At 58.6% G+C, this 21016-nt stretch carries 17 protein-coding genes; 9 read left to right on the top strand and 8 right to left on the bottom strand.

Annotated elements, in window-relative coordinates:
* Window positions 1-79: 79 nt before the first annotated feature.
* The 3 genes from AB1462_RS27735 to AB1462_RS27725 form a co-directional block, all read right to left on the bottom strand.
* Window positions 80-1048 (bottom strand): L,D-transpeptidase family protein, encoded by a 969-nt coding sequence (locus tag AB1462_RS27735; protein WP_090407325.1) that lies wholly within the window; start codon window positions 1046-1048, stop codon window positions 80-82.
* A 104-nt stretch (window positions 1049-1152) separates the two neighbouring features.
* A complete protein-coding gene (locus AB1462_RS27730; protein WP_003172705.1) occupies window positions 1153-1446 on the bottom strand; it encodes a hypothetical protein in 294 nt (97 codons plus the stop codon).
* 58 nt (window positions 1447-1504) lie between these two features.
* Window positions 1505-2110 (bottom strand): arylesterase, encoded by a 606-nt coding sequence (locus AB1462_RS27725; protein WP_167361127.1) that lies wholly within the window; start codon window positions 2108-2110, stop codon window positions 1505-1507.
* 10 nt (window positions 2111-2120) lie between these two features.
* Between AB1462_RS27725 and AB1462_RS27720 the strand changes: the two genes are divergently transcribed.
* Complete coding sequence (locus tag AB1462_RS27720; RefSeq protein ID WP_090407331.1) at window positions 2121-2804, top strand: ABC transporter ATP-binding protein; 684 nt, start codon at window positions 2121-2123, stop codon at window positions 2802-2804.
* A complete protein-coding gene (locus tag AB1462_RS27715; RefSeq protein ID WP_259193547.1) occupies window positions 2804-5314 on the top strand; it encodes an ABC transporter permease in 2511 nt (836 codons plus the stop codon). Before AB1462_RS27720 ends, AB1462_RS27715 begins: the two co-directional genes overlap by 1 nt.
* A gap of 44 nt (window positions 5315-5358) precedes the next feature.
* Here the strand turns inward: AB1462_RS27715 and greB are convergent, their stop codons facing one another.
* Window positions 5359-5832 carry a transcription elongation factor GreB gene (greB, locus tag AB1462_RS27710; protein ID WP_053130756.1) on the bottom strand — a complete coding sequence of 158 codons (474 nt, stop codon included), beginning with the start codon at window positions 5830-5832 and terminating at the stop codon, window positions 5359-5361.
* Window positions 5833-5945: 113 nt separating this feature from the next.
* Entirely contained in the window at window positions 5946-6929 is a 984-nt protein-coding gene (locus AB1462_RS27705) for a hypothetical protein (protein ID WP_090407337.1), read from the bottom strand.
* A gap of 212 nt (window positions 6930-7141) precedes the next feature.
* Between AB1462_RS27705 and AB1462_RS27700 the strand changes: the two genes are divergently transcribed.
* The 3 genes from AB1462_RS27700 to AB1462_RS27690 are packed head-to-tail and all read left to right on the top strand — an operon-like array spanning window position 7142 to window position 10551.
* The gene (locus AB1462_RS27700) at window positions 7142-8068 is read left to right on the top strand and encodes an ATP-binding cassette domain-containing protein (RefSeq protein WP_259193548.1); all 927 of its coding nucleotides are present in this window, start codon (window positions 7142-7144) and stop codon (window positions 8066-8068) included.
* A complete protein-coding gene (locus AB1462_RS27695) occupies window positions 8065-8790 on the top strand; it encodes an ABC transporter permease (RefSeq protein WP_090407340.1) in 726 nt (241 codons plus the stop codon). Before AB1462_RS27700 ends, AB1462_RS27695 begins: the two co-directional genes overlap by 4 nt.
* A 15-nt stretch (window positions 8791-8805) precedes the next feature.
* Entirely contained in the window at window positions 8806-10551 is a 1746-nt protein-coding gene (locus tag AB1462_RS27690; protein WP_367248509.1) for a Gldg family protein, read from the top strand.
* Window positions 10552-10555: 4 nt separating this feature from the next.
* Here the strand turns inward: AB1462_RS27690 and AB1462_RS27685 are convergent, their stop codons facing one another.
* From AB1462_RS27685 to AB1462_RS27675, 3 genes are all read right to left on the bottom strand, one after another.
* Entirely contained in the window at window positions 10556-10864 is a 309-nt protein-coding gene (locus tag AB1462_RS27685; RefSeq protein WP_090407344.1) for a hypothetical protein, read from the bottom strand.
* 260 nt (window positions 10865-11124) lie between these two features.
* Window positions 11125-11559, bottom strand: a complete 435-nt coding sequence (locus AB1462_RS27680) for a DoxX family protein (RefSeq protein WP_017529401.1) — start codon at window positions 11557-11559, stop codon at window positions 11125-11127.
* Between the two features lie 103 nt (window positions 11560-11662).
* Window positions 11663-13084, bottom strand: a complete 1422-nt coding sequence (locus tag AB1462_RS27675; protein ID WP_367248506.1) for a transglycosylase SLT domain-containing protein — start codon at window positions 13082-13084, stop codon at window positions 11663-11665.
* A 236-nt stretch (window positions 13085-13320) separates the two neighbouring features.
* Between AB1462_RS27675 and AB1462_RS27670 the strand changes: the two genes are divergently transcribed.
* The 4 genes from AB1462_RS27670 to AB1462_RS27655 all read left to right on the top strand — a co-directional run bounded on the left by AB1462_RS27670 (window position 13321) and on the right by AB1462_RS27655 (window position 20981).
* Window positions 13321-14127: a TatD family hydrolase gene (locus AB1462_RS27670; protein WP_090407349.1), complete on the top strand. Its 807-nt coding sequence runs from the start codon at window positions 13321-13323 to the stop codon at window positions 14125-14127.
* A gap of 96 nt (window positions 14128-14223) precedes the next feature.
* Window positions 14224-15705, top strand: coding sequence for a methyl-accepting chemotaxis protein (locus AB1462_RS27665; protein ID WP_367248504.1), 1482 nt, complete (start codon window positions 14224-14226; stop codon window positions 15703-15705).
* A gap of 198 nt (window positions 15706-15903) precedes the next feature.
* Window positions 15904-20592 carry a polymorphic toxin type 47 domain-containing protein gene (locus AB1462_RS27660; protein WP_367248502.1) on the top strand — a complete coding sequence of 1563 codons (4689 nt, stop codon included), beginning with the start codon at window positions 15904-15906 and terminating at the stop codon, window positions 20590-20592.
* Window positions 20592-20981, top strand: coding sequence for a hypothetical protein (locus tag AB1462_RS27655; RefSeq protein WP_065947443.1), 390 nt, complete (start codon window positions 20592-20594; stop codon window positions 20979-20981). The genes AB1462_RS27660 and AB1462_RS27655 overlap by 1 nt, the downstream gene beginning before the upstream one ends.
* Window positions 20982-21016: the final 35 nt, after the last annotated feature.

Genomic DNA, 21016 nt, shown 5'->3' with positions numbered 1-21016 from the left:
CGATTCGTACCTGAACCCTGCGCAATAAAAAGCCCGCCGCAGCGCAAGGCCGTGGCGGGCTCAGGAGCGGACCAGACGCTTATTGCTGCAGGTCGATCGGCGCGCTGGAAGCTATCGGTGCAGCACCTGGCACACCGATCTCAGTCGGCAGGCCATCTTCGGCCGCGACGACATCACGCACCTGATCCCAGTTCACCCGCAGGTTATTGGCCAGGTCTTCACGCTTGAGCAAGGCATTGATCACTGCCGTGTGCTTGTCGACCACCGACGGTGTGCCGTCGTCGTTCAAGGGCGTATGTGCTTCGAGGTAGACCTTGCCGCCACTGCTGCCGAACTTGTAGGCATCATTGATGATGCGCACCGACGTCCCCACCGGCACCATACCGGCCATTTCCAGCACGTTGTTGTTGAACATGCGGAAGCAGCCGTGGCTGGTGCGCGTACCGATGCCGAACTTCATATTTGAACCGTGAATCAGGTAACCCGGCGTCCCCAGGGTGAACTTGAACGGCCCCAGAGGGTTGTCCGGGCCGGCCGGCACCACATTGGGCAGCGGGTCGCCGTTGGCGGCGTGCTCGGCCTTGATCGAGGCCGGCGGAGTCCAGGTCGGGTTCGGCGTCTTGGCAATAATGCTGGTGTGAGCAATGGGCGAGCCCCAGCCTTCACGACCAATCCCCAGCGGGAAGGTGTAGACCACGTCCTGGCCCTTGGGGAAGTAGTAAAGCCGATATTCAGCCAGGTTGATCACGATGCCTTCCCGAGGCCCCGGCGGCAGAATGAAGCGCGTCGGCAGGACGATCTCGGTCCCTGCTCCCGGCAACCAGGCATCGATCCCCGGATTGGCCGCGACCATTTCCGAATAGCCCAGGTCATAGGTAGTGCCCAGGTCGGCAAAAGTATCTTCGTACTTGGCCTTGATCACCTGCACCTGGCCGACGATGTCTTCACCGGGTGGTGGCAAGGGCAACTGCAAGGCGGCTGCAGAACCGGCCGCGCACAAGGCAGCAAGAGACAGGCAGCAGGTGACGACGGAAAGGCGCGACAACATCCGGAAAATCCTTCGCAGAACGATGGGTAGGTTAAAAGCGAGTCGCAAGCTGTAAGCTTTCAGCCACAAGCTTACAGCTTAGCGCTTGATGCTTGTAGCTGCTTCTATAGCTCAAAACGCAACTCCGGCCAGATCGGCGGCGTACCGCGCTTCTGGGACTCAAGGATGGCCCGGCACAAAGGGCACAGGCGCTGGTCCTGGAAAATCGAACGGTCCACCAGCGACCAGCGGGGCTGAGCCGGCAATAAAGTGCCGCAGAGCGTGCGATCAATGGAGCCACCCAGTTCCAATTGACGTGTCACCAGATGCACCCGCACTTCCTGGCAGGCGAACAGATCCAGCTGCTCGTCCGGCTCGATCAGTTGGTAGTTAAACAGGGACCAGGCAGGACGCGACATCGGGGGCTCCAGATCGGGGGGGCGCCACCTTAGCCGAAAGCCTGCCGGTAGAAAAGCGTCATAGCAGCGGTTTTAGCGTCGGCCAGACATTTTCCAGCAATTTGCCCTGGGCGCCGACAGCCGGGTGAAGTTGATCAGCCTGCATCAGCTCCGGATGACCACCCACGCCCTCAAGGAAAAACGGTACCAGCGGGATGTTTTTTTCCTTGGCCAGCGTGCCGAAGACTTCGGCGAATGCCGTGGTGTATCGCGGGCCATAATTGGGTGGCAACTGCATCCCCAACAACAGCACCTTGGCACCGCCGGCCTTGGACTGATCAATCATCGACGCAAGATTTTGTTTCAATTGCGCCGGTGGCTGCCCACGCAAGCCGTCGTTACCGCCCAACTCGATCACAACCACGTCCGGCTTATGCTCTGCAAGCGCCGCCGGCAGCCGCGCCAGGCCTCCGGCACTGGTGTCACCACTGATGGAGGCGTTGACCACTTTATCGTCGAAACCCTCCTTCTTGAGCCGTTGCTCCAGCAGTGCCACCCACCCTTTGCGGGTATCCAGGCCGAAACCGGCACTGATACTATCGCCAACGATCAGGACTGTACCCGCCGCTGCGTTCTGGGCCATGCACATAAAGGCCAGGCCAGCACTCAAAAACCACATTCGCATCGGATTCTCCATGGGCGCAAGCATTCTCACCGCGCGGAACCTCAGCAAAGTGGTTCCCAGCGCGGAAGGTGAACTGACTATCCTGCACGAACTGAGCCTGGAACTGAACAAGGGCGATAGCCTGGCTATCGTCGGCAGCTCCGGTTCCGGCAAATCCACCCTCCTCGGCCTGCTGGCCGGCCTCGACCTGCCCAGCAGCGGTGAAGTCACCCTCGCCGGCCAGGCGCTCAGCACCCTCGACGAAGACCAGCGCGCGCGCATCCGTGCCGAACACGTGGGCTTTGTGTTCCAGTCGTTCCAACTGCTCGACAGCCTCAATGCGCTGGAGAACGTCATGCTGCCATTGGAGCTGGATGGCCGCAAAGACGCACGCGCACGCGCCAAGCATCTGCTGGAACGCGTGGGCCTCGGCCAGCGCCTGACCCACTCACCACGCCAGCTTTCCGGCGGCGAGCAGCAACGGGTGGCGATTGCCCGCGCCTTTGCCGCCGAACCGGACGTGCTGTTTGCCGATGAACCCACCGGCAACCTCGACAGCCACACCGGCGAGCGCATCAGCGACCTGCTGTTCGAACTCAATAAAGAGAACGGTACGACCCTGGTGCTGGTTACCCATGACGAGCGCCTGGCTCATCGCTGCCGACGCCTGATCCGCCTTGAAGCCGGCCTGATGGTCGCCCCCCTGGAGCCTTGATGGCACGCTTGCCGCTGTTGCGCCTGTTCAGCCTTGCCATGCGCCAATTACTGCGCGATGCCCGCGCCGGTGAATTGCGTGTGCTGTTCTTCGCCCTGTTGGTGGCTGTGGCCGCCAGTACCGCTATCGGTTATTTCGGCGCCCGCCTCAACGGTGCCATGCTGTTACGCGCCACCGAGTTCCTCGGCGCCGACCTGGTACTCGAAGGCAGCTCACCGGCCCGCCCCGAACAAATCAGATCCGGGACCGAACTGGGCCTGGATCACGCTCGTGTGGTTGAGTTTTCCAGCGTCATTGCCACCGATAATGGCATCCAGCTCTCCAGCATCAAGGCGGTCAACGAGCAGTATCCGCTACGAGGTGAGCTCAAGAGCGCAGCAGCACCCTTTGGGGACGAAACCCCGGGCGGCGGACCGAAACCCGGTGAAGCCTGGGTGGAGTCACGGCTGCTGACAGCACTGGACCTGAAAGTCGGCGACAGTATCGATGTGGGTATGAAGACCTTGCGCCTGGCACGCGTATTGACCTACGAACCGGATCGCGCCGGCAACTTCTATAGCCTGACGCCCAGGGTGATGATCAACCTGGCGGACCTGGACGCCACCGGGGTAGTCCAGCCAGGCAGTCGCGTCAGCTACCGCGAATTGTGGCGTGGGCCGCAGGCCAGCACCGCGCTGCAAACCTATCGTGACCTGATCAAGCCGGGGCTCGCCGCCAACCAGCGTCTTCAGGATTCACGGGACGGCAACCAGCAGATCGGCGGCGCCCTTGGCAAAGCCGAACGCTACCTGAACATGGCCAGCCTGGTGGCCGTGCTGTTGGCCGGTGTAGCCGTAGCCCTCTCGGCCAACCGCTTTGCCACCCGACGTTTCGACGCCAGTGCGTTGCTGCGTTGCCTTGGGTTATCGCGACTCGAGGCCATGGTGCTGTTCAGCCTGCAATTGAGCGTATTGGGTTTGCTGGCGAGCCTGGCCGGCGCCCTGCTCGGTTGGCTGGCACAGTTTGGCCTGTTCTATTTCCTGCACGACCTGCTGCCGGCGGACGTTCCCCCAGGTGGACTGTTGCCGGCCATCGCCGGGATCGGCACCGGGCTGGTCGCTCTCGCGGGTTTCGCCCTGCCACCGCTGGCCGCACTCGGTCGCGTACCACCGCTGCGAGTGTTGAGGCGCGACCTGCTGCCCATCCCGTCCAGCACCTGGATGGTCTACGGCGCTGCGCTGTTCGCCCTGGGCCTGATCATGTGGCGCCTGAGCCTCGACCTGGTGCTGACCTTCGCCCTGCTGGGCGGCGGCGTGGTCGCCGCGCTGGTGCTGGGTGGCTTGCTTCTGCTGCTGTTGCAGAGCCTGCGACGCCTGTTGGCCAGAGCGTCCCTGCCCTGGCGCCTGGGCCTGGGCCAATTGCTGCGCCACCCGCTGGCGGCGGCAGGCCAGTCCCTGGCGTTCGGCCTGATCCTGTTGTCCATGGGCTTGATCGCCCTGCTGCGTGGCGAATTGCTGGACACCTGGCAAAACCAGCTGCCCAAGGACGCACCTAATTATTTCGCCCTGAATATCCTGCCGGCCGATAAGGACGCCTTCGGTGCCCGCCTGCTGGAAGTGCAGGCGCAGTCAGCGCCGCTGTACCCGGTCGTGCCAGGGCGGTTGATCAGTATCAATGGCGAGCCTGTACAGGAAATAGTCAGCAAGGACTCCAGTGGTGACCGCGCGGTACAACGCGACTTGAGCCTGACCTGGGCCGCCGACCTGCCGCCGGGCAATACCCTGACAGCAGGCTCATGGTGGTCGCAACAACCCACCGACGGAATTCCTGGAGTCTCGGTAGAAGCCAAGGTCGCGCAAAGCCTCAAGCTGAAGCTGAACGATCACCTGGTGTTCACCATTGCCGGGGAAAATCGCGAGGCGCGGGTTGCCAGCCTGCGAACCATCAACTGGGATAACTTCCAGCCGAACTTCTTCATGATTTTCCAACCGGGCACCTTGACGGACCTGCCGGCCACCTACCTGACCAGCTTCTACCTCGCCCCTGGGCATGATCAGCAGATCGTTGATCTGTCCCGCGCCTTTCCGGCGGTGACCATCCTGCAGGTGGAGGCGCTGCTGGAGCAACTGCGCAGCATCCTTGCCCAAGTGACCCTGGCAGTGGAATACGTGCTGTTGTTTGTACTCGCCGCGGGGATGGCCGTGCTGTTCTCCGGCCTGCAGGCCACATTGGATGAACGCATTCGCCAAGGCGCACTGCTCCGAGCACTGGGCGCAGAGCGCAAGCTGCTGGTCAAGGCGCGACGTATCGAGTTTGGCTTGTTGGGCGCAGTCAGTGGCTTGCTGGCAGCGCTGGGCACCGAGCTGGTGACGTGGGTGCTGTACCGCTATGCCTTCGACCTGGCCTGGCACCCGCACCCCTGGCTATTGCTGCTGCCTGTGATCGGCGCGGTATTGATCGGCGGTGCAGGGGTGTTCGGCACACGCCGTGCGTTGAATGCAAGCCCGCTGACCGTATTGCGCGAAGGCTGAGCGATCAATGACCCGCCTCCCTTACGGGGGCGGGCCAACGTCGCTTACTTCACGTACTCAATAGCGGTGATCCACCAGCACACCTCGCCTCCCGGGGTCTGCACAATGGCCTCATCGTCGACTTCCTTGCGCAGCAGCGCACGGGCCATCGGTGAATCGATGGAGATATAGTCCATCCGATCATAAATTTCGTCATAGCCGACAATGCGAAAACGCTTGGTCTCGCCCTGTTCGTTTTCAATATCGACCCAGGCACCGAAGAATACCTTTCCCTCCTGCTCGGGCATGTACTCCACCACCCGCATGTCTTCCAGGCGCTTGCGCAAGTAACGCACCCGCCGGTCGATTTCGCGTAGCAACTTCTTGTTGTACTGATAGTCGGCGTTCTCACTGCGATCCCCCAGGGAGGCGGCCCAGGTCACCTTACGCGTGGTATCCGGACGCTTTTCGCGCCACAGGTAATCCAACTCTTTCTTCAGCGCTTCATGACCTTCTTTGGTAATCAGCTTGGTACTCAAACGCATGCATCCCCAGGCAATGTCCATAGGTGCCGATAGGCCAGGAAATTACACCCTGGCGTCGGTTCGCGGACATTGATGATAAATGAACCCGAGAAAGTAGCCAGGCCAGTCTAACCATCCAAGGCCTGATCCAGTTCAAGCAGCACACCCCGCAGGCTCTGTCGCATGCCCGATACCTGCGAGGTCATCGCCCTGAGTGCTTCGGCTCGCTGACTGACCGCCAACGACTGGTCATGCAGTTGAGTGGTGCGCTGCTCCAAATCCCGGGTCTTCTCATCCAACTGAGTTTGCTGCTGCTGCAATCGGGCCTGCCATTGATCAAGCGCCGTTTCCCGTTCGACTGCAGCGAGTTTTTGTTGGGTCAGCTCCTGAGCGACGCGCGCGAGGCTGGTCAGCGTACTGTCCACTTCGAACAAACTACCGTGGTCGGCTGGCGCCATAAGCTTGCGCTGCACCGAGGCGTCTGGCTCATTCAGGACAACAGGTGCAGCCTGCATAATGGTCACAGGCGCCTCGACTGGCATCTGCCGCGGCTCTTCTACAATAGGCTCGTGTACGGGAAGCTGGGTAGGCTCGGGAGGATTCGCCCCCGTGGCAGACACACTCATTTTCGACGAAAAGCGAATGGAAGGCACAATCAATGAAGCGCTTTCGATTGCCGGCATCATCGGAGCAGACATTCCCAGGGTGATCACTTTCATCACCAGCGCTTTCTTGATGATCACCGAGTGATGGTCCTCGGGCCTCGCAGGCGGCAGCTTGCAGCCTTTCAAATCGATAAAATGATAAGGAACCTGATTTTCGGTAGCACTACCCGTCTTAACGCCCGCCGCCGATGTAAGAATTTGTTTGAACACATGCATTGCCACATTCAGGTCGTCCTTGGACTCAACCCCGCCCAGAAAATACCTATCAAGTTTTTTGCGCAAGACTGCGACATAGACCCTGGAACTAGCCGGCTCAACCTCTTCATCCAAGCTATACACGAGGAAGTTGGAGGTAATCTGACCTACAGCAAACCCACAGAGCAATGCACCGTTGACCGGAGCATCCTGACCGTCACGTTCAAGAACAAGGGTACGTAGAAGCATCATGGTAATCAGGCCTCATTAAAAATTCGGAAAACATCTATAACCTTCAGACAAATACTCGACAATTAAAGGTCAATAAGCACAACACAATTGTTTCAGCGACCCGACTAGCGCGCACGTAGGAATTTTCTTATTAGCATTGATGGACGTTCCCAAAAACAGCTATTGCTCGTACCCTTTTTTCAAACTCCCCCCCTACGGTCACACCAAGCTAAATGATCGAAATAATCAACCTGACAAAGCACCTGAACAAGAAAAAAATAATCAGCGATTTTTCATTTAGCGCAAACAAACAGGAATGTCTTGGACTATTTGGAGAAAATCCTACAGCTAAAACAGCACTTCTCGATCTAATATCGGGCTCAACCACCCCTTCCGGCGGGCATATAAAAATCCAAGGCATCAGTACTAAAGCCCATCCACTCAAAGCGAAAAAACTAATCGGCTACCAACTTCAAAAGTGCGTCAGTCATCCTACGATGTCGGTTAAAGATTTCCTTGACTACATCGCAGCCATTCGCGGACTACGTGGTACCGAAAAACACGCACAGGTGGAGCTGGCTGCGACACGACTGGAATTGTTGCCGGTGCTCAGCGAGCCACTCGCAGCGCTCTCCGTTGGCTTGAAGCGCAAGGTCTCCATTGCTCAGGCCATCCTGCATGGCCCGGCATTACTTTTACTGGATGAGCCGACCGAGGGGCTCGCACCCGATCAGAAACACAAATTCATGACGCTCATCCAGTCATTGACACAAGAAATGACGGTAATCGTCGCTTCCAGCCACTGCGATGAATTGTCCAAGCTCTGTACACGCGCACTGGTTATCGCCGGTGATCGCTTGGTGGCCGATACTCTCATGCCTGATTTGCAACGGGACTCTCGCCATTTCCAGGCGGTCACCCTCGCTGCAGACGCCCCCTTGGACCTGCTGGCGCTCGCCGTACTGCCCGGGGTGGCAGGCATTGAAGAACATCGGCATGCCCCCGGTACAGTGACCGTCCTAGCCATGCCGGGGCACACCATCTACCCCCATATAAATACGCTCATTGCCAATCGCGGCTGGAAAATCAACTCACTGAACGTAGAGCCAGGTCGCATTAGCGACGTAGTTCACTATCTGAGCCGAGAGACCCCCCTTTGAAACTGCTGCCCGTCATTTTCAAGCGTCAGCTCGCTCATCATGCTGGCACCCCCAGCACCTATCTGAGTGTTGCCATTTTTTCAGTAGTGTCCGTGGCGCTGGGGCTGCACATGAGTTCTTGGCCAGAAGAAGACAGCAGCAACTTGCAGGTTTTCTTCCAGCTACACCCCTGGCTCTATTTTTTATTGATCCCTGTATTGGCGGCACAACTCTGGGCGGACGAGTCCAATACAGGTTTTCGCGACCTTATGAAAACATTACCCATCACGACCTTTGAATGGGTTATGGGTAAATTTTTTGCTGCCTGGGTCGTGTCGGGCATAGCCCTGATATTGACCTTCCCTCTCGTCATCATTGCCAATTACTTGGGCGGGGCGGACAACAGCGTTATCGCCTCGCAATTCATGTCGAGCTGGTTGCTGGCAGGCAGTTATTTATCTGTCGGTTGTTTTATTTTCACGCTGGTGCGTCAACGCACTGCCCTCTTCATATTGACAGTGGGCTTAATGCTCACTGTCAGTGGGTTCTCTTATTTGCTCGATGCACTTGAACATCAAGCCCCACTCTGGGCGGTAGACAGCCTGGTCTCCCTCAGCCCTTTTTCGAGGTACAGCGCTATCGACAATGGAAAATTCACGCTTCGTGACACACTTTACTTCATTAGCATGATCTTAGCCTTTCTCTCAGCGACAACAGTAACCCTCAACTACAAACATAGCTGAGAAGGAAAGCCCTCTATGCGACCGACTCTGCGCCCCGGCATGACACTCACTGTCATCTGGTTACTATTCCTGGCGTTCAACTTAGTGTGGGTAGGAAAGCTTCCTGATATCCGATGGGACTTTTCACAAGAGAAAACCCATACGTTATCTCCTCAAGTACGACAGTTACTCGCGTCACTGGAACACCCTCTGGATTTATATTACTTCAATGCCAAGAACGACCCGGAACGAAGCTACGCCTTGAAGCGCTATGGCAAGCGCATCAAAGACCGGTTGCAGGAGTACGAAAAAGCAGCGAAAGGCATGATTAACCTGCATCTTATTGATCCCGTGCCTTTTTCAGAAGACGCCTACAAAGCAAGGCTTTTCGGTCTCGACGACACTGCGGGCTTCATGGGTCTGATCGGCACCCGCGCCGGCCACGGAGCACAACGCATCGGCTCATTCAGCTTGGACCGGGAGCCATTGCTCGAATATGAAATCAGCCATCTGATCTACAAGTTGCAACATCCGGAGCGCCCCGTTATCGGACTGCTTTCAGGGCTGGAGATGGGAGAATCTGCAGGCCGGCTGCTGGGGGAACTGCGGCGACATTTCAGCCTTATCAACTTGGAAGCGACCGCCAAGGGCGTACCGGAACAAGTCAAAACGCTCATGGTCGTGCACCCACAGGCGCTGCCTGCGCAATCGCTGTATGAAATTGAACAGTTTGTATTGAGGGGAGGTAAATTGATGGTATTTATCGACCCCGTAAGCGAGCAAAGCTTGGACATCACATCCGCCCCATCGCGACTGGCTGAGTTGCTTGCCGCCTGGGGGATAGAGATGCCAGCGGATAAATTCCTGGTCGACCACCGCTACGCGGCGTCGCAGGCTCCAGAGCCTGGGGAGCTCACAGTGCAGTATCCGGTCAGGTTGAACCTGCCTCGGCAGGCAATGAACACGTACGATATCAGCACCTGGAAATTGAATACCGTGACGGTATCGAGCAGCGGCGCACTCTTTGGCAGCAAAAAAGCTCGCACAACCCTCACTCCCCTTCTGCAAAGCTCCGGTCAATCCGAGTTGCTGGAAACCAACCGGTTTGCGTCAGCAATCGAGGTCGACTCCACGACCGATGAGGCCTCCCCCCGAGCGCAACAGCATGTGATTGCAGCCCGTATAGAGGGACCGGCCTATTCAGCATTCCCCGACGGCATTGAAGGGACGCCGACAGGTTTGCAAGAAGCGGCGCAGATCCATGTAGTGGTAGTCGCCGACACCGATTTACTCATGGATCAATTCAACAGCTCAGCACCCGATAGCAACGCGCTGTTTATCTTGAATACACTGGATAACTTGGCCGCCGGTGATGCGCTGACCAATATTCGCCCCCGCGCGCCAGCGGACACATCACCGCACAAGCTGGAACGGATGCGCCACAGCGCCGAACAGGCCTACGGTCAGAGAGCGATTGAATTGGAGCGGCGCCTGCTACGGACGGAACAGGAATGGCAAATGCTGAACCCAATGACGGTCCCCCTCGGCTCCCAGTCAGTGGACACTAACAACCAACTGGTGGCGCTCAACAAGGAACGCCTACGCTTACCGATGGAATTACATGCCTTGAGGGCCGAGACATACGCGCAGGTGCATCGCCTGGAGTTCGCTATAAAAATGGTCGCGACCTTGGCGATACCGCTGATGCTATGCCTTGTTGCCTGGATGGTTTTTCTAGGTAATCGACGGCGTCGCTTGCAAGCGGAGGTCGTGCTCCACTGACCGTTCAACGCCTGGCAATCAGCCCCTGCCGGGCAATGCGTGTCAATTGTCGAATGACTTCCTGCGCGTTGCTCGCGCTGGGGGCCTGGATAACCGCCAGATCGAAGCTGTTATTCGCAAAACGAGCAAGAGAGTCGCCATCTTCAACAAACTGAATCAAGAATGCCGATGGCCGCCCGCTGCGACGTGGCCACCCGTCCAGATAACGTAAGAGCGTAGGCTGGTGCTTACCGCCCAGGAGGATTTTCGGATTGCGTTGGGTGAGGTCCGCGGTGATCGGGGCCAGGCGTATCAGGGGGCGTAGTGCATTCATTGTGTCGTGTCTCTGCCTCAAAAGTCTGCGGGCAGGTGAGAGGCAACACCGAACCAGCGCTTTAGCGGTATTTCGAAGTTGCCTCCGCAGGGGAAGACAGGCTTCTGTCGGGTCCTATTGAGACCCAGTGGCGCCCCGCAATTAGCTGTTTAAATCGGCGCATGCGCAGCATCCTAGAGAAGCCGGTGGGGCGGTGTCAAGAATCCTGAGCAACGAAAAGGCCCGCGCATGGCGGGCCTATCCAGGGTGTTGCAGAGCGATCAGTTAGCGATGGCACGGTCGGCAGACAGTTTGCCGGCACCTTCCAGCAGCACCGCCAGGGAGCCGCCCAGCAAGGCCAGTGCGAACTCATAACCGTTGTTGGCCATGAACAAACCGTTATGGATATGCACCGAGAAGATCGCCACCAGCGACAGAATGGTCAGGCCCAAGGCGGCCGGGCGTACCAGCAAACCGATGATCAGGGCCAGGCCGGCAAAGAACTCGGTTCCGCCCGACAGCAGCGCCATCAGGGTACCCGGCGCCAGGCCGATGCTTTCCATCCACTGGGCGGTGCCTGCCAGGCCATAGCCGCCAAACCAGCCGAAGAGTTTTTGCGAACCATGGGCGGCGAAGATGATGCCGACCACGATGCGCAGGATGGTCAGGCCGTAGCCGGCACGAGTGGACAACAGGCTTTTGATCATTGGGCTCATGGGGTGAATCCTTTTCGAAGTAGGGGTTGGTTGGCCGCTATATTAATCAGTTTAAGCAATGATAAAAGCCGAAAAAATGCCTGATCAATATCGATAAAATCGATTATTTCCGTGAGGCGATTTTCGGCGATGGCGGCTCCAGGGACTCTCGCTCCCGATCGAACGCCAAGTAGTACTTGTTGACGCTATTAACATAGCTGACGCCCCCCATTCCCACCTGCTCCATGGCAATGCGTTCCACCTGGAAAAACCATTGGTTGGGATTCAGTCCACGGCGCCTGGCCTCGGCGCGCATACCCTGCACTCGCTCCGGCCCCATGTTGTACGCGGCCAATACGAAGGCCATGCGCTCGCGCTCGTTGAGCTTGGGGCTGGCGAAGAATTTGCGACGGATCAACGCCAGGTAACGCGCGCCCGCCTGCACATTACTGTCGAGACTTTCGATATTGTTGACGCCCACGCGCTGCGCCGCCGAGGGGGTGATCTGCATCAGGCCGGTTGGGCCTCCGCTGTTGCGCGCACCCGGGTCGAAGGCCGACTCCTTGAACGCCAGCGCCGCGAGGTTCAGCCAGTCCATGCCTTGCTCACGAGCGTGTTTTTGTAACACCGGGCGCAGTTTTTCCAGGCGCTGGCGGTCGGCGCGGGCCAGCGGGTTGCGCACCTGGTAGAGGCGTCGGTAGATGCGCTGGAATGCCACATCCTGATCGGACGGTGTGCGATAGGTCTTGAGAAATCGATCAATACTGGCCCGCAGCATCGAGGCGTCCTGGCGCACAAACCAGTACTCGTCACCCGGTTCGCTGATCGCCACCTGCTTGTCGAAGCGCAACTTGGGCAGGATCTTCGACCAGCGTTCAGCAATCGGCTTCTCGACGATAGTCAGGTGAAAAATACCCGCCTGGACCATCTCCAGCACATCCTCCACGGCCAGGGTGGGGTCAACCCATTCCACCTTGACCGGCGGCTGTTTGTGCAAGGCCAGCTTCTGGTTGACCTGGCTGATGGCATCCGCCGCCGCGCTGCCGGTGGTCAGCGCCAGGGTACGCCCGGACAACTGCTCCAGCTTGGTAAACCGCCGCTCTCCCTTCACCCCGACCAGCCATAACGGCACACCACTGGCGATCGGATCGCTGGCGCTGATCTTGTGCGCGGCCTTTACATCCAGCAATTCACCGGGGGCCACCAGGTCGCCTTCGCCACGAGCCAGTGCGCCGAGCAGTTGGTCCTTGGCCTTGGGAATGATCTTGAGGTTGATTTCCTGGCCATCACGGGCGTGGCCATTGAGGTATTGCTCGAACGCACGCAGGCGATGGTATTCGACACCGATGGCCTGGCCCTGGACCTCGCCGGAACTGTTACGGCTCTGGTTGACCAGTACACGCAGGGTGCGACTCGAGCGAATCTCCGCCAGGTCGCGCACTTTGCCGGGCTTGGTCACTTCCAGCGGCCCGTCCAGACGCGCGACCGCCGCCATGGGCAGCAGCAGCGTCAGGCACAACATAAGCAACGCCGAGGGTCGGATCATCCGCTCTCCGGAAAGAATACTGGCCAATGCCCTCGCGAAAAACGAGACATCGGAGGTCAGAAACAGAGCGCTTTATGCGCTGGCAAGGTACGCAACGGCGGCATTGGAGAAGGCGAATGCTCAACGACAATGTCACTTGCGACGTTCAAAGACAGCTATAACTCGTTGTAGTTCTTCGTTTTTCTTATAAATCTACAGCTCTGATATGCTTTCCGGCCGCAGGCGGAGATAGCACCATGCAACTCATTGATATCGGCGTCAACCTGACCAACCCCAGTTTCGACGAGAAGCACCAGGCCGTTCTCGACCGCGCCTATGCGGCCGGCGTGCAACAATTGGTGCTGACCGGCACTAGCGTCGACGGCAGCGAACAGGCCTTGGAACTGTGCGTAAACCTCGATGACAGCGGCCAACGCCTGTTCAGTACTGCCGGCATCCACCCCCACTCCGCCAGCGATTGGAACGGCGATAGCGCCAAGCGTCTGCGCGGTTTACTCAGCGAAAGCCGCGTACGTGCGGTGGGCGAATGCGGGCTGGATTTCAACCGTGACTTCTCACCCCGCCCGCAACAGGAAAAAGTCCTGGAAGAGCACTTGGCTCTGGCGGTTGAGCTCAAGCTGCCGGTGTTTCTCCACGAGCGCGACGCCAACCAACGCCTGCTGGAGATCCTCAAGGACTACCGCGACCACCTGAGCGCCGCCGTGGTGCATTGCTTCACCGGCGAACAACAGGCGCTGTTCAGCTACCTCGATCTCGATTTGCACATCGGCATCACCGGCTGGATCTGCGATGAACGCCGTGGGACTCATCTGCATCCGCTGGTCGGAGAAATTCCTCGCGGTCGTCTGATGCTCGAGAGCGATGCGCCCTACCTGCTGCCGCGCACTCTGCGTCCAAAACCGAAAAACGGCCGTAACGAACCCGCCTACCTGCCGGAAGTGCTACGCGAAGTCGCCCTGCACCGCAACGAAACGGTGGAGGACCTGGCTCAGCACAGCACCGCCTGTGCCCGCGCGTTTTTTGGGCTGCCTGCGGTGGATTGATGCGGCGCATTGACCCATGTCAAAACCGTTTTTCTGAGTAGCGGCACAATAATGGCACCTTGCCAATGCTGTTTCCGCTATCAGAGAAAACCTTCCATGGGTGCCTGGCTTAGCAATATCTCGCTGAAATACAAATTCTGGGCCGTCAACGCGGTCGCCTTTATCACGACCCTGCTTCTGGTGCTGTACGCCGTGCATCTCGAGCAGCAATCGCGCAGCCAGGCGTCCCAGGCCTCGGCACACGCCCAGGCGCAATTGCTCGGTGCCTGGCCGGCCGACAAGGCCCTGCCCAAGAGCGAGCACTGGCTGACGTTTGCCCGCGGCCAAGTCCCACAGCTGGCCGATCAGGATCTGTCAGCCCTGAGCAGCAGCACGGGTTGGGTCGAACTCAACCCCATGCCGCTGTTCGGCGAAAACACGCTGATGGGCGCAGAAGTGATCGCCCGCCCTGATGGGCAATACATCGCCGTGCTCGCCCACGCCCCCAGCCTGAGCCAGGTATTCAGTGAACGCTTCGCCAACTATGCCGTGGCGGTGCTGATCCTGATGCTGGCGATGCTCTGCGCCTCGCAATTGCTGATCCGCTTCCTGCTCAGCCAACTCAACACCCTCAAGGACGTGATGCTGCACGTGGAGAAAACCGGCGACCTGTCGGCCCGCGTGCCGTTGGCCTGCAAGGATGAAGTCGGCCAGATGGCCAGCGCCTTCAATGCCATGCAAGCCGGTTATCAGCGCGTGGTCAGCACCGTGGCGCGCACCGCCAAGCTTCTGGACGAGGGTGCCGCTCGATTGGCCAGCAGCATGAACGAGGTACAACACGGCATGCTTGGCCAGCAAAGCGAGACCGACCAGGCCGCCACCGCCATCAACGAAATGACCGCCACCGTCTACCACATCGCCCAACATGCCGGTGCCACCCGCGACTTGTCCCAGGCCGCCGACACCCTCGCTGGCAGCGGTCAGGACGTGGTCACCCGCGTACAGCACTCAATCGCCGGCCTGTCTTCCGGCGTGCAACAGACCGCCGAAATGATCCAGAAACTGGCCGAGGACAGCCAGAAAATCAACAGCGTGGTCAGTGTGATCCACAGCATCGCCGAACAGACCAACCTGCTCGCCCTCAACGCCGCCATCGAAGCGGCTCGCGCCGGGGAAATGGGCCGTGGGTTTGCCGTGGTCGCCGACGAAGTGCGCAACCTGGCCAAGCGCGTGCAAAGCTCCACCGACGAAATCACCCGCATGGTCTCGGCTCTGCAGGCCGGCACCCGCGACGCGGTGGACTTCATGCAGGAAAGCTCGTTCAAGGCCGACGACTGCGTACAACAAGCCCTGGAAGCCGGCACAGCGCTCGCCGAAATCACCAGCGCCGTGGCGCAAATGCGTGAAAGCAACACCCAGATCGCCGTCGCCGCCGAACAGCAAAGCCACGTGGCCGAAGAGATGAACCGCGCGGTGGTGAGCATTCGTGATGTGACCGAAAACACCGTGCAACAGACGGTGGATTCGGCGACCACCAGCAATGAGCTGGCGACGTTGGCTGGGGAGTTGAGCAAGGCGATTGGGCAACTGAAGCTGTAGGGCTTCTCCACCTGTAATCCGACTCCTACGATCGACTCCCCGTTTACCCGAAGTTTTGGCGAACCCTCCTAGCCGTCCTGGCGAATAGCGCCGACATCTTTACCTGACGAACCTCTCCAAAGTCTCTCGCCTGATCATTCAGTGCGAGGGACCGCCGATGCACCTACCCGTTAATGCCCAGGTTTTCTGGGCTGCCTCTTGATTCCCGTCATTGCCAGCTTTGTCCTGGCCCCCATGGATGCCAAGGCGCCGGACGTTGAGCGCGTCTTTCGTGACTTTCGCGGTTGCCTGAACACCTTTGATGAGTGGGCCGGGAGCTTCTGGAGTGTTTCGGCACTGGAAGTGGAGCAAGTGTTCAAAGTTGGGGAAGAGGTGGCGCTGGTGGCGCCGGTCTCTTCCAACGCCCCAAGTAAAACGGTCGCCACGTGCGATACCCAGGGATCGTTGACTCTGGTGCATATGTTCGAAAGCACTCGATTTGTGCCAATCGGCAATACGCCGGTGATGCTGCAAGCCATTGCCCAGGACGGCAGCCCGCTCGGCGCACCACTCCATCGAACCATCGGCCCCAGCGGCATCCTCGAAATCACCGAGTGTGATCGCAACCAGCCGTACCAAATCACCTTCTATCCCAACGTTTCCAAGGATCACGTCAAGGCGCTGTATGCGTCTTATCAGTCGGTGATCGCGGGATTGGAAGGTCGCCTGCGTGACGAATGGACCAAGACCTTCCAGCCCCAATGGGACGACTTCGCCAACGCCACGCCGCTCGAACGTAGCGCGATGCAAGGTTTGGCGTTTTCAAGCGGGATGGCCAAGGCGCTCTACAACCTGTGGGACAACGTTACGCAGCTGTATGACTTGCTGGCGGACCTTAAGGCCAACAGCGAGAAATTGCTGCAGTACATCACCCAGGCCGAACTTGATGAACTGCTGAGGCTGGGCAACGACGCCATCGCAAAGGGGCTGTTGGTGCTCAGCGATGAGCCGCTGCTGTTTATCTACATGTCGGCCATGGTCAGTTGGATACGCCTGCTACCGCCGCCCGAGATGTATGAAGTGCTGGGCGAGATCACCGGCGAGGTGTTGATCAATCTGTTTTTGATTTGGGCGACCCGGGGCATGGGCGTGCAGATTCGCCTGGGCGCTCAGGTGCTGGGACATATCAAATCCGGACGAGCGCGCCAGTGGCTGGAGAGGCTGGCTGATCAGTGGGTCGGGCCGAAGTTGGACGCGCATGTCGAGGCGGTGAAGCCTTTGCTGCTCGGTGGCCCGGCGACAGCGATCAAGGCTGTACCGGTTGCGCCGTTGAAGGCGGGGGAGCATGTGGTTTCGAACCCCGTGCCGGCGGTTCGCAGGAAGACTCAGCAGACGGTGTTGGTCCGCCAGGAGCCTGTCGATGATGTGCCGGCGTCAGGGAAGAACCCGAACGGGGATGCGGCGGCTTCTTCGGATAAGACCGTCACCAACGGCTGCCCCGTGTCGATGGTTACCGGGGAGGAATTGCTCACCCTCACCGACGGCACGTTGGATGGAATCTTGCCGTTCGAGTGGACACGGTTGTACCGCACCAGTGCGGTGGAACTGGATGGCGGCTTGGGGTTTGGCTGGAGTCATTCGCTGGCGCATCGGCTTGCGGTGTCGGGCGATTCGGTGGTGTGGACGGACCATGAGAACCGCATTACTTCGTTTCCGATGCCGACCGTTGCTCGGCCTGCCATCACCAATAGCCTGGCCGAAGCGGCGATCTATCTGGGCACGTCGCCGGATGAGTTGGTGTTGTCCCAGGCGTCGCGGTTTTATCACTTTCGCGACGGTGTGCTGGTCTCCATCAGCGATGCGTATGACAACCGGCTGCGGATTTCCCGGGACTATGTGGGGCGGATTGAGCGGCTGGATAACGGTGCGGGGTGTGCGCTGTTCCTGCGCTATGCGTCGGGCCGCATCGTCGCGGTGGACTACCAGGTGCAGCGGGCCAAGGGGTATGAGCCTTACGAATGGGTGACGGAGCAGAACGTCGTTTCCTACGCCTACGACGACGCTGGCCGACTGGTTTCGGCGACCAATGCGGTAGGTGAAAGCGAGGTTTATCGCTACGACGATCAGCATGTGATTCTTGAGCGTGGACTGGCCGGTGGGGCGAGTTTCTTCTGGGCGTGGGAACGGCCCGGCAAAGCGGCGCGATGTGTTCGGCATTGGGCCAGTTTCTCGCAGGTGGATACGCGGTATGTCTGGGGGGACGACGGCCGTGTCACGCTGCACAACGCCGATGGCAGTCAGGAAGTGTATGTCCATGACGACCGGGCGCGGCTGGTGCAGCGGATTGATCCGGACGGTGCCCAGCACTTCAAATCCTACGATGACAAGGGCCGGCTGACGGTTGAGCAAGATCCGCTGGGGTCGGTGACGGCGTATCAGTACAACGACGCCGGACGCTTGGTAGCGTTGTTTCCTGGGGATGATGAGCCGACGTCCTACGAGCATGACAACGGGTTCGTACGGGTTGTAAGGCGGGGTCTGGCGGTCTGGAAATATGAGCGCAATGACCAGGGCGATGTCATTCGTAAGATCGATCCCGACGGACATGTTACGGATTACAGCTACGACAAATACGGGCAACTGGTTGGGGTTTGGTACCCGGATCACAGTTGCCATCGGCTGGTGTGGAATGAGCGGGGGCAACTGATTGAGGAGCAGTTGCCCAATGGCGGGATCAAGCGGTATCGCTATGACGATCTTGGCCGTCAGGTGGCGCGCGAGGATGAGCATGGCGCGCTGACCCAGTATCAGTGGGACAGCGTGGGTCGCTTGGTTCGCGTCGTATTACCAGGCGGTGCATGTCGGGAATACAGCTACAACCCCTACGGAAAAATCAGCGCCGAACGCGACGAACTGGGCCACGTCACCCGCTACGAATACGCCGACGGGTTGCACCTGATCAGTCGGCGCATCAACGCTGATGGCACTCAGGTCAACTACCGCTACGACAACGTGCGGTTATTGCTGACCGAGATCGAAAACGAAGTCGGCGAGACCTACCGACTGGCTTATCATCCCAACGGCCTGATCCAGCAGGAAACCGGGTTTGACGGGCAGCGTACGGCCTACGTCTACGACCTCAACGGCAACCTGCAGGAAAAGACCGAACACGGTGACGATGGTAGTCAGCTCGTTACCCGTTACGAGCGAGACCACGCCGGACGCCTCGTCAGAAAAACCCTGCCCGACGGTAGCCTTGTTGAATATGCCTACGACCGCCAGGGCAACCTCCTCAGCGTCGACGACGGCCACTGGGCGCTCGCCTACGAATACGATAGCCAAAACCGCCTCACCGCCGAACACCAAGGCTGGGGCACCTTGCGCTACGGCTACGACGCCTGCGGCCAGCTTCAACACCTGCGCCTGCCCGATAACAACCGACTGGTTTTTAACCATGCGAAAGGCGGCCACCTCGCCACCATCGAATTAAACGGCGCGCAGCTGACCTCTCATCTGTTCAAGGCCGGCCAGGAGCACCAGCGCCAACAAGGCCAACTCCTCAGCCACTACCACTACGACGACCAGCACCGCCTGCACGCCCACGCGATCACCCAGCAACAAGACCACCTCTACCAACGCCAATACGACTACGACAAAACCGGCAACCTCACCCGCCTGCTAGACACCCGCAAAGGCGAACACCACTACCACTACGACCCACTAGGCCGCCTCACCCGCGCCGACCATTCTCAAGACCTGCAGGAACGCTTCGGCCACACCCCCGCTGGCAACCTGCTGATGCAAGACCGCCCCGGCCCCGACATCGTCGCCGGCAACCGCCTGATGATCCAGGGCGACCGCCACTACGACTATGACGCCTTCGGGAACCTGATCCGTGAACGGCGGGGCCGTGGGCACGCGCTGATTACCGAATATCGCTACGACTGCCAGCATCGGCTGATCGGCATCACCCAACCCAACGGCCAAACCGCCAGCTATCGCTATGACCCATTTGGGCGGCGCATCAGCAAAACCGTGGACGGCCTAACGACGGAGTTTTTCTGGCAAGGCGACAGGCTGATTGCCGAGCACCATGCAGATCGCCATCGCAGTTATCTCTACGAACCCGATAGTTTTAGGCCACTCGCCCTGCTGGAAGGATTCGGCCCAAAAGATACCAAGCCCTACCACTACCAACTCGACCACCTCGGCACGCCGCAGGAACTCACCGACCCCGACGGCGAAATCGTCTGGTCCGCACATTACCGCGCCTACGGCCAGATCAGCCGACTCGACAAAGGCACAATCGACAACCCGCTACGTTTCCAGGGTCAGTACTTCGATCAGGAAAGCGGACTGCACTACAACCGCCATCGCTACTACAATCCGGATATTGGGTGTTACCTGACGCCTGACCCGGTGAAGTTGGCGGGTGGGATCAACGCGTACCAGTACGTGCCTAACCCGACCGGATGGGTAGATCCGTTAGGGTTAGCTTGCACTTCTGGGAGTTGCCCTCCGCCACACACCGGAAACACGTGGGAATTTAACTCCGATGTAGATCTGGACTGGCGCAAACAAGACCGCAACAGCTACGAGCAAATGCACACGGGTTTAGATGAAGCCTTTCGTAGAACAGGCATATCAAGGGATGAATACAGCGTATCCAAATGGGGTAAAGACCAATATGGAAAGTCATTTCCAACTGAATGGCGTGTACAAAGCGGCCCAAATAGGGGGGCCGAGGTGAATATTGATGACCCAATACTAGTCCCAAGCAAAGAAGGGCCGAAATCACCTCATATTGGTTATCAAACCCCCGGAAAGAGAGCGGGCGGAGGGGCAAAAAGAGGTCATATACTTCTAAAACTGGTTCCCGTTAGCCGATCAAGAATTGGGATTCACTAATGAGTTACCTGGAAGAAGAAATAGATGATGCTTTCAGGAGCTTAGAAATAAGCTCTAGAAAACTTCAGACATACGAAACCACAGCATTAATAAATAACCTGACAAAAAAGTTCTTCAAGTTCGAGAGCAGCTTCCTCGACCCCGTCGAACTGAACGAGAAAAATTCAGAGCACAACCCCAATTTCTGGAAGGAAATACAGTACCGCATTAACCAAAAAGACCTGATTTTGTTGGTACTTGATTCAACATACTCGGGCTGGGAAATCGACAATGCGCGGGATATAGCCTCTATCTTAGGTGAAACGACCGGATATCCGTTCTGGGTGACGGATAGCAAACTCACGTTTCTGGTACACATGGATGATCATGACTGCGTTATTTGGGCTTGAAGATGGTTTGCCACAACTGGCCTTCTATCACCGTC

The sequence above is a fragment of the Pseudomonas sp. SB113 genome (genome assembly GCF_040754745.1).
In the GTDB taxonomy this organism is placed as follows: domain Bacteria; phylum Pseudomonadota; class Gammaproteobacteria; order Pseudomonadales; family Pseudomonadaceae; genus Aquipseudomonas; species Aquipseudomonas grimontii.
The sequence above is the reverse complement of the archived record's forward strand: the minus strand, read 5'-3'. Positions and strand labels throughout refer to the sequence as shown.